Consider the following 8,600-nt stretch of genomic DNA (forward strand, 5'->3'; position numbering starts at 1 on the left):
CACCGCCGCCTCGCGGGATCGGTGCGCGGCTGGGCCCGCGAGCATCGCGTGCTGCCGGTCGCCCGGCCACGCAGGGCGGGTGCGTGCGCGCCTCGCTCACCCGCATGACCTCCGTTTCAGAGCGCCCGCAGGCCGTGCTCCCGGAACTGCTCCCGCACGCGCTCCGTCAGTCCCGGGCCCGGGGTGGGTGTGTCGCGCAGCGGGAAGGGGATGCCCAGGGCGTCGTACTTGCGGGCGCCGAGCTTGTGGAACGGCAGGACGTCCACGCGGTCGACGTTGCCGAGACCGGCCAGGAACGCGCCGAGGCCGTCGACGGCCTCGGGGTCGTCGGTCCAGCCGGGCACGAGGACGTAGCGGATCCACACCGGGAGGCCGATGCGGTCCAGGCGGGCGGCGAAGGACAAGGTCGGGGCGAGGTCCCCTCCGGTCAGCCTCCGGTAGGTGCCGACGTCGAAGGACTTGATGTCGAGCAGGACCAGGTCGGTGTCGGTGAGGAGTTCGTCGGTGGCCCGGGCACCGAGGAAGCCGGAGGTGTCCAGGGCCGTGTGCAGGCCGAGCTCCTTGCAGCGGCGCAGGAGGGCGGCGGTGAAGGCGGGCTGCAGCAGGGCCTCGCCTCCCGTGAGGGTCACTCCCCCGCCGGCCGTGGTGAGGAAGGGCCGGTACTTCTCGATCTCGGCCATCACCTCGTCGACGGTGGCCCGTTCGCCGTCACGCAGGTGCCAGGTGTCGGGGTTGGCGCAGTACAGGCAGCGCAGGGGGCAGCCGCTGACGAAGAGGACGAACCGGGTCCCGGGCCCGTCCACTCCCGTGGACAGGTCCCAGGAGTGGACGCGGCCCGTCACCGGTTCGACGGTGGTGTTCACAGTGCTCCGTGGAAGGTGCGGCTGATCACGTCGAGCTGCTGCTCGCGGGTCAGGCGGACGAAGTTGACGGCGTACCCGGAGACGCGGACCGTCAGCTCGGGGTACTTCTCCGGGTGCTCCATGGCGTCCGCGAGCGTCGTACGGTCCAGGATGTTGACGTTCATGTGGAAGCCGTCGGCGGCCATGTAGGCGTCCAGGATGCCGACCAGGTGGCCCGCGCGCTCGGCGGGGTCGTGCCCCAGTCCTTCGGGCGTGATCGTCGTGGTCAGCGAGATGCCGTCGCGGGCCGCGTCGTACGGGAGCTTCGCCACCGACAGCGCGGAGGCCGCCACACCGTGCCGGTCGCGGCCGTTCATCGGGTTGGCACCGGGTGCGAACGGGGCGCCCGCGCGGCGGCCGTCCGGGGTGTTGCCCGTGTGCTTGCCGTAGACGACGTTCGAGGTGATGGTCAGCACCGACTGCGTGTGCTCGGCGTCGCGGTAGGTGGGGTGCTCGCGCGCCTTCGCCATGAACGACCGCACCAGGCCGGCGGCGAGCGCGTCCACCCGGTCTTCGTTGTTCCCGTACGCCGGGAACTCCCCCTCGACCTCGTAGTCGACGGCGAGTCCGCTCGCGTCCCGGACCACCTTCACCCGCGCGTACTTGATCGCCGACAGGCTGTCGGCGGCGACCGAGAGCCCGGCGATGCCGCACGCCATGAACCGGTGCACCGGGTGGTCGTGCAGCGCCATCTCGACGCGCTCGTAGGCGTACTTGTCGTGCATGTAGTGGATGACGTTGAGCGTCTCCACGTAGGTCTCGGCCAGCCAGTCCAGCATCCGGTCGTAGGCCGCCGACAGGTCCTCGTACGCGAGGTACTCACCCTCCAGCGCGGGCATCGCGGGCGCGACCTGCTCGCCGGTCATCTCGTCGCGGCCACCGTTGATCGCGTACAGCAGCGCCTTGGCGAGGTTGACGCGCGCCCCGAAGAATTGCATCTGCCGGCCCACCGCCATCGCCGATACGCAGCAGGCGATCGCCGTGTCGTCCCCGGTGCGCGGGCGCAGCAGTTCGTCGGACTCGTACTGGATCGCGCTGGTGTCGATGGATACCTGGGCGCAGAACCGCTTGAAGCCCTCGGGCAGCCGCGGCGACCACAGCACGGTCAGGTTCGGTTCGGGCGCGGGCCCCAGGTTGTACAGGGTCTGCAGGTACCGGAAGGACGTCCGGGTGACCAGGGGGCGGCCGTCGCCGCCGATGCCGCCGATGGACTCCGTCACCCAGGTCGGGTCACCGGAGAACAGCTCGTCGTACTCCGGGGTGCGCAGGAAGCGGACGATCCGCAGCTTGATCACGAAGTCGTCGATCAACTCCTGGGCACGGGTCTCGTCGATCAGCCCTTCGTCCAGGTCACGCTGGAGGTAGACGTCCAGGAACGTGGAGGTCCGCCCCAGCGACATCGCGGCGCCGTTCTGCTCCTTCACCGCCGCCAGGAAGCCCAGGTAGAGCCATTGCACAGCCTCGTGCGCGGTGGCGGCCGGGCGGGTGACGTCGCAGCCGTACGAGGCCGCCATCCGGGCGAGTTCGTCCAGCGCGCGCAACTGCTCGGCGAGTTCCTCGCGGTCGCGGATGACGTCCGGGGTGGAGGGCCGCGCGTCCAGCAGGGCGCGCTCGGCCCGCTTCGCCGCGATCAGCCGGTCGGTGCCGTACAGCGCCACGCGCCGGTAGTCGCCGATGATCCGGCCGCGGCCGTAGGCGTCGGGGAGGCCGGTGATGATCCCGGCCTTGCGGGCGGCGCGCATCGACGGCGTGTAGGCGTCGAAGACCCCGTCGTTGTGGGTCTTGCGGTAGGTGCCGAAGACGCGCCTGACGAAGGGGTCGACGTCGTAGCCGTACGCCTTGAGCCCGTTCTCCACCATCCGCAGGCCGCCGTTGGGCATGATGGCGCGCCGCAGCGGGGCGTCGGTCTGCAGGCCCACGATCAGCTCGCGGTCGCGGTCGATGTAGCCGGGGCGGTGCGAGGTGATGGTGGACGGGGTGGCGGCGTCGACGTCGAGGACGCCCTTGCGGCGCTCCTCGGGGAACAGCGCGCAGACCTTCCGCCAGACCGCGCGCGTCCGGTCCGTGGGACCGGTCAGGAAGGACGCGTCGCCGTCGTAGGGCGTGTACGTGGCCTGGATGAAGTCGCGTACGTCGACCCGGTCCCGCCAGCACGTGCCGGCGAAGCCCCGCCACGCCTCGGCCGCCGCCCGGGGTCCAGCTTCCACCGTTGCTGTCATCGCCGGTCTCTCCCTCGGTCCGCTGTCTCACTCCGCGGTCTCACTGCGCGGTGTCCTGTCCGCACCTTCGATCCTCGTGGCGCGTGCCGCCCGGGAGGAGGGACTGTCGGCGTACCGGCAGCGCGCCGGTCGTCCCTCGCTTCCCGGGCCGATGGGCCCGGTGAGGCCCCGCCGCACCGAGCCGGTCGCGAACGGGCCGGGGCCCCGGCCTTCAGAGCAGCCAGCGGTTGCGGCGCACGAAGGGCAGTCGGGCCCAGGCCCTGCCGAGGCCCCAGGTCGCGCCAGCGCCCACGGCCGCGAGGGTGATGAGCACGGCGGCGTAGACGAGGTGGTAGTCGGCGAACGGGTTGGTCGACATGCTCGCCGATCCGTCGGACAGGTGCCTGGCCGGTGGCCATTCCGCCATCCACATCAGCGCCATCATCGCCGTGCCGGCGACCGCCGCGAGCCGCAGCCCGATGCCCGCGGTCAGGGCCAGGCCGACACCGAGCAGTCCCAGCATGAACAGCCAGTCCGCCCAGGCGGCCCCGGCCCAGTCGTGGAACGTGGACTCCATCGGTCCGACGGCGACACCGCTGAGGAAGCCCTCGGTCGGCGAACCGCCGTCGACCCAGCCCGTGCCGGACCGGGTGGCGTAGCCGAAGCCGAAGGTCTTGTCCAGGAACGCCCACAGGAACACGAACCCGGTCAGCAGCCGGAGCGCGGCGAACACGTGGGCGCGGGTCGCCGTGGCCGCGGCGGTCGATCCGTCCGCGGAGGCGTGCGCCGCCCCGGCCCCGCGCCGCGACGGGAAGCGGAAGCCGAGGTGGTGGTGCGGGTGGTCGTGGACTGCCATGATGCTCGTCCTTTCCGAGAGGGCTGCGCCCGAGTGTGTCGTGTTCCCTTGTTGCGCCTTCAATGTCCCGCGTCGTCGGCACCCGCCGGAGGGGCCGCGGGGCCCAGGTGACGGACCGGTCGGCCCTCATACCCGGGGACCCTCGGCTGCGGTGTCGGGGCGGCTCGGGGCAGGTGCTGTGCCCGGTGGCGGGGCGGCCCGGGCAGGCGCTGGCCTTGGCCAGCAGCCGCAGGCACTCGTGCCGCGCGAGTTCACGGAAGCCGTCGTTGGAGTACATCGCACTGCCCACCCTTCGCCGGATCACTATGGCTGCGTCCTGCCACCCTGGGCCGGGTGGGCTCGGGAGATGAGGGGCCGTGGGGCCCGGCCGTGCCGGCACCGGCCTCGTCCACGGCGCCGGTGCCCTCGCGCGGTGGAAGCTGGACCGGCACCGCGTCGCGTCCAGCAGTGGGGCGAGGCGTGGGACCTGACAGGTCCGCGGTGGGGCCGCAAAGCCGGGGGGGCACGCGGGTCGTCGTCGACCTGTCGGCGTACCTCCTCGCGAGGTTCGGTTCCCGTCTCCTCCCACCCTCCCCCCTCCGATGATCCGCCGTCTCAGGCGGCGGTCAGGTCCCGGCACACCAGGGTCCCCGACCTCCCGTGCACGATCTCGTACGCCGCGTCGAGGGCCCCGATGGCGGCCAAGGCCCCGGTGCGTTCGACGAACCGAGCGGCTGCCTCCGCCTTGGTTCCCATGGAGGCGGCCGGGAAGCTCCGGCGGCGCAGGTCCTCGGGGGTCGTGTCGAGGACGGGCTGCGCACCGCGGGTGCCGGTCCCGGCGTACACGCACGGGACATCGGTGAGGAGGAGCAGGAAGTCCGCTTTGAGGTCCTCGGCGAGCACGGCTGCCGCGAGATCCTTGTCGACGACCGCTTCGACGCTCGTCAGCGCACCGGTGTCGTGGTCGGCGGTGACGGCGATGCCTCCGCCGCCCGCGCAGACGACCAGGACGCGGTGGCCCAGGAGTGCGTGCACGGTCTCGGTCTCCAGGACGCGTTCGGGCAGCGGCGAGGGGACGACGCGACGCCAGCCCCCGCCGTCCTGTGCGATGTGCCAGTGGTGCCTGCGGGCGAGTACGTCGGCGATCTCGCGGGAGTACACCGGGCCCACGAACTCCGTGGGCCGGTCGAAGGCCGGGTCGTCGGCCCGTACGAGGGTGTGCGTGACGAGCGCGGCGACCCGGTGCCCCGGCAGCACGTCGTACAGAGCGCGAACCAGCAGCGAGCCGATCGCCCCCTGCGCCTGCGCGCCCGACAGGTCTGGGGGATACGGGGCGTCGGGCGCGGGACCTGCGGCGCTCTCCTCGGCGAGCGGACCGGTCCGCGGTCCGTTGCCGTGGACGATGACGACCTCGTGTTGCAGAGCGAGGCCGACGAGCGTGGTGGTCACCCGGTCGGTGTCCACCGCCTGACCGTCCCCGTCAGGGTGCCCACTTCGACGCGACAAGGCGTTGCCGCCGAGGGAGATGACGATGCGCATGGTCGGTACCTCCAGGGCGGCCCGGGTGCCGCTCGGGCCGACGGCGCGGCTCCGGCTCTTCCCGGACGGCGGATCGATGGCGCGCACGACGCCGGTGCATCAGGACGGCCAGTGCGTCGAGTGCCGCACTGAGCAGGAAGGCGACCGCTGAGGAGCAGGCCAGGAGTACCGCGAGCAGCTTCCACGGCTTTCAGGACACTGGCGTGGTCACGGAGGTCACGGATCCCCCCTTCATCGCGTCGTCTTCCGTCTCCAATGAACGCCAGGAACCGTTCCGGAGGAGCGTGCCGAACGTCCCGCACGTGGTGCCGGACGGCCCGACCACGGGCGGGTGGCCCTCCGGCCGCCGCGCTCAGGGCGCGAGGGCCCGCCGGACGCGGCGTGTTCGACCGCCCCCCCCCGGCCGAGCGTGCCGCCGCCTGTACTCGACCTGAGCGTCGGCGGGTGACCTGTCGGCGCTTGCCGGTACTTGTCGGTGGCTTGTGCATGGCCTGTCGGTGTTCTGTCGGTGATCGCCTGGACAGTGGAGTGCGTCGACGCCGGGGATCAACGGCATCGGCTATCAGCAGCTACACCATCCCGACCCACTGACACTGCTGCCTCCCGGTTCCCGCATGACCCGCCGGGGCCGGGGGTGTCGCCCAGCGGTCCACGATCAGGAAGACAGCCCCATGACCACTCATGTCACGATCATCGGCGCCGGGCTCGGCGGCCTCGTGCTCGCCCGTGTGCTGCACGTGCACGGGATACCGGCCACGGTGTACGAGGCGGAAGCCTCCCCGGATGCGCGTTCGCAGGGCGGGATGCTCGACATCCATGACTACAACGGCCAAGTCGCTCTGCGCGAAGCCGAGTTGATGGAGGAGTTCCGTGAGCTCATCCTGGAGGGCCGCCAGGCCATGCGCATCCTCGCGCCGGACGGGAGCGTCCTGTTCGAGCAGGCCGACGACGGCACGGGCGGGCGCCCGGAGGTGCAGCGAGGTGAGCTGCGCCAGATGCTGCTCGGCTCCCTCCCGGCCGGCACCGTCCGGTGGGGGCACAAGGTCAGCGGCGCCCGTGCCCTCGGCGAGGGGCGCCACGAGGTGACGTTCGCCGACGGCAGCACCCTCGTGGCCGGGTTGCTGGTCGGGGCGGACGGCGCGTGGTCGCGGGTGCGGCCGCTGTTGTCCACCGCCGTACCGGAGTACGTCGGCAAGTCGGTGGTCGAGACGTACCTGTACGACGCGGACACCCGGCACCCCGCCGCCGCGGAAGCCGTCGGCGGCGGGTCGATGATCGCGCCGTCGCCGGACAGGGAGATCTTCGCGCACCGGGAGAGGGGCGACACCCTGCACGCGTACGTGGGGCTGCCCGGACCGCGGGACCGGTTCGCCGCCATCGACTTCGGTGACTCCGCCGCGGCCACCGCCCGGGTCGCGGCGGAGTTCGACGGCTGGGCGCCGGAGCTCACCGCGCTGATCACCGGCAGCGACACCGCGCCGGTCCTGCGTCCCCTCTACGCCCTGCCGTCCGGGCACCGCTGGGACCGGGCGCCGGGTGTGACCCTGATCGGCGACGCCGCCCATCTCGCGCCCCCGAACGGTGAAGGCGCCAACCTGGCCATGCTCGACGGCGCCGAACTCGGCAGGGCCCTCGCCGCGCACCGCGACGACGCCGAGGCCGCGCTGGCCTCGTACGAGCAGGCCATGTTCCGGCGTAGCGCCGAGGCCCACGACATGGACTCCGGCGACCATCCGGTCCACGACCTGATCGCCGCGTTCGCCGGGCGGGAGGAGAGCCGGTGAGGCGTACGGCTCCGGTGTCCCGCCGTCGCCCTGCTCGTGGGGCATCGGCGAGTGCCGCGCACACCCGCCGCAGAAGCGGCCGGGACGGCGGAGCGCCACCCATGCCGTTGCCCCGATGAACTATCGCTGCGTGGAACAGATCGCTGCGTGGAACAGCCGGAACGGGAGAGCGCGGCGGCCCCTCCGTCGCGGATGGCTGCAAGCCGGATCGAGGCGCGCTCGACTTCCTCGGGCCGGGGTGTCGTACGCGTGTCCGCCGGTGGTCCAATACCCGCGGCCGGGCCGGACGGAGCGCGGCCGGTTCCGACGGGCATGGGAGGTCGGCGGTGCGTGGATCGTTACGGTGGTGGGGAAGAGGGTCGGGGTTTCTGGCCGCGGTCGTCGTGTTGCTGGGCGGAACGGTGACGGTTCCGGCGGGACGTGCCGCCGCCGCTCCGGAGCCGGCCCGGACTTCGGCCCCGGCCCCTGCCCGGACTTCGGCCTCGGCGATCAACATCATCGCCGTGCACAGCGGCAAGTGCGTGGCGGTCGACGGCTCGTCGCAGCTTCCGGGCGCCCCGGTGGTCCAGGCGGAGTGTTCCGGACAGCCCGGTGCCCTGTGGACGTTGCGCCAGTCCGCCTCCGACGGCGGTGCGGTGAACATCGTGAACCCGCACAGCGGCCGGTGCGTGGAGATCGCCGAGGTTTCCGGGGTGCCGCGGGCTCGGCAGGCCGAGTGCGGCGGGCAGAAGGAGGCGGACTTCCACTTCGAGGACCGGGAGACGTTCGCGTGGATCAAGCCGCAGGCCGCTGCTTCGTCCAGGTGCCTGGAGGTGCCCCGCGGTTCCCACGCCCACGGCGCTCCGCTCGGACTCGCGGACTGCCTCGGGCAGCCGGGTTCGGCCTTCCGCCAGCGTCAGCCCCGCGAGGGCAACGATCCGGCGACGGCCCCGGAGGCGCCCCTGGTGACGCCTGCCGACATCGACAGCGACGGGAAGGGTGACCTCGTCGTCCTGCGCGCCGACGGTGTCGTCAGCGTCCACAGGAACGTGGGCGACCATTTTGACAGCGGCGCTCCGTGGAGCAAGGGGTGGGGCAACTTCCTGGGCCTGCCCGGGCAGGGCCGCCTCCACTTCGCCGACATCAACGGCGACACCAAAGCCGACCTCATCGTCCACGACACCGACGGCAACATCAGCGTACGCACCAACAAAAACACCCACTTCGACAGCGGCACCCCCTGGAGCAAAGGCTGGCACAACTACCTCGGCCAACCCGGACAAGGCCGCCTCCACTTCGCCGACATCAACGGCGACACCAAAGCCGACCTCATCGTCCACGACACCGACGGCAACATCAGCCG

General features: G+C 72.1%; 7 protein-coding genes. 3 read left to right on the top strand and 4 right to left on the bottom strand.

Annotated elements, in window-relative coordinates; translation table 11 throughout:
- Positions 1-116 precede the first annotated feature (116 nt).
- The 4 genes from pflA to IE330_RS17095 all read right to left on the bottom strand — a co-directional run bounded on the left by pflA (position 117) and on the right by IE330_RS17095 (position 5,474).
- Positions 117-863, bottom strand: a complete 747-nt coding sequence (gene pflA, locus IE330_RS17080) for a pyruvate formate-lyase-activating protein (protein WP_190136885.1) — start codon at positions 861-863, stop codon at positions 117-119.
- The gene (gene pflB, locus IE330_RS17085) at positions 860-3,121 is read right to left on the bottom strand and encodes a formate C-acetyltransferase (RefSeq protein ID WP_190136886.1); all 2,262 of its coding nucleotides are present in this window, start codon (positions 3,119-3,121) and stop codon (positions 860-862) included. Before pflB ends, pflA begins: the two co-directional genes overlap by 4 nt.
- 211 nt (positions 3,122-3,332) lie before the next feature.
- On the bottom strand, positions 3,333-3,956 hold the full coding sequence (locus tag IE330_RS17090; RefSeq protein WP_190136887.1) for a DoxX family membrane protein: 624 nt from the start codon (positions 3,954-3,956) through the stop codon (positions 3,333-3,335).
- A 594-nt stretch (positions 3,957-4,550) separates the two neighbouring features.
- Positions 4,551-5,474, bottom strand: a complete 924-nt coding sequence (locus tag IE330_RS17095) for an amino acid kinase family protein (protein ID WP_190136888.1) — start codon at positions 5,472-5,474, stop codon at positions 4,551-4,553.
- Here IE330_RS17095 and IE330_RS17100 point away from each other — a divergent pair.
- The 3 genes from IE330_RS17100 to IE330_RS17110 all read left to right on the top strand — a co-directional run.
- The gene (locus IE330_RS17100) at positions 5,467-5,625 is read left to right on the top strand and encodes a hypothetical protein (RefSeq protein ID WP_190136889.1); all 159 of its coding nucleotides are present in this window, start codon (positions 5,467-5,469) and stop codon (positions 5,623-5,625) included. The genes IE330_RS17095 and IE330_RS17100 overlap by 8 nt on opposite strands.
- A 520-nt stretch (positions 5,626-6,145) precedes the next feature.
- Positions 6,146-7,258, top strand: coding sequence for an FAD-dependent oxidoreductase (locus tag IE330_RS17105; protein ID WP_190136890.1), 1,113 nt, complete (start codon positions 6,146-6,148; stop codon positions 7,256-7,258).
- 503 nt (positions 7,259-7,761) lie between these two features.
- Positions 7,762-8,600: RICIN domain-containing protein (locus IE330_RS17110; protein WP_190136891.1), on the top strand; the 839-nt coding region annotated here is incomplete at its 3' end.

The sequence above is a fragment of the Streptomyces longispororuber genome (assembly GCF_014656095.1).
Lineage (GTDB): Bacteria > Actinomycetota > Actinomycetes > Streptomycetales > Streptomycetaceae > Streptomyces > Streptomyces longispororuber.

Coding starts and splice junctions, on each gene's coding strand:
- IE330_RS17095 (WP_190136888.1), bottom strand. CDS start 5,474: ATGCGCATCGTCATCTCCCTCGGCGGCAACGCCTTGTCGCGTCGAAGT.
- IE330_RS17090 (WP_190136887.1), bottom strand. CDS start 3,956: ATGGCAGTCCACGACCACCCGCACCACCACCTCGGCTTCCGCTTCCCG.
- pflB (WP_190136886.1), bottom strand. CDS start 3,121: ATGACAGCAACGGTGGAAGCTGGACCCCGGGCGGCGGCCGAGGCGTGG.
- IE330_RS17100 (WP_190136889.1), top strand. CDS start 5,467: ATGCGCATGGTCGGTACCTCCAGGGCGGCCCGGGTGCCGCTCGGGCCG.
- IE330_RS17105 (WP_190136890.1), top strand. CDS start 6,146: ATGACCACTCATGTCACGATCATCGGCGCCGGGCTCGGCGGCCTCGTG.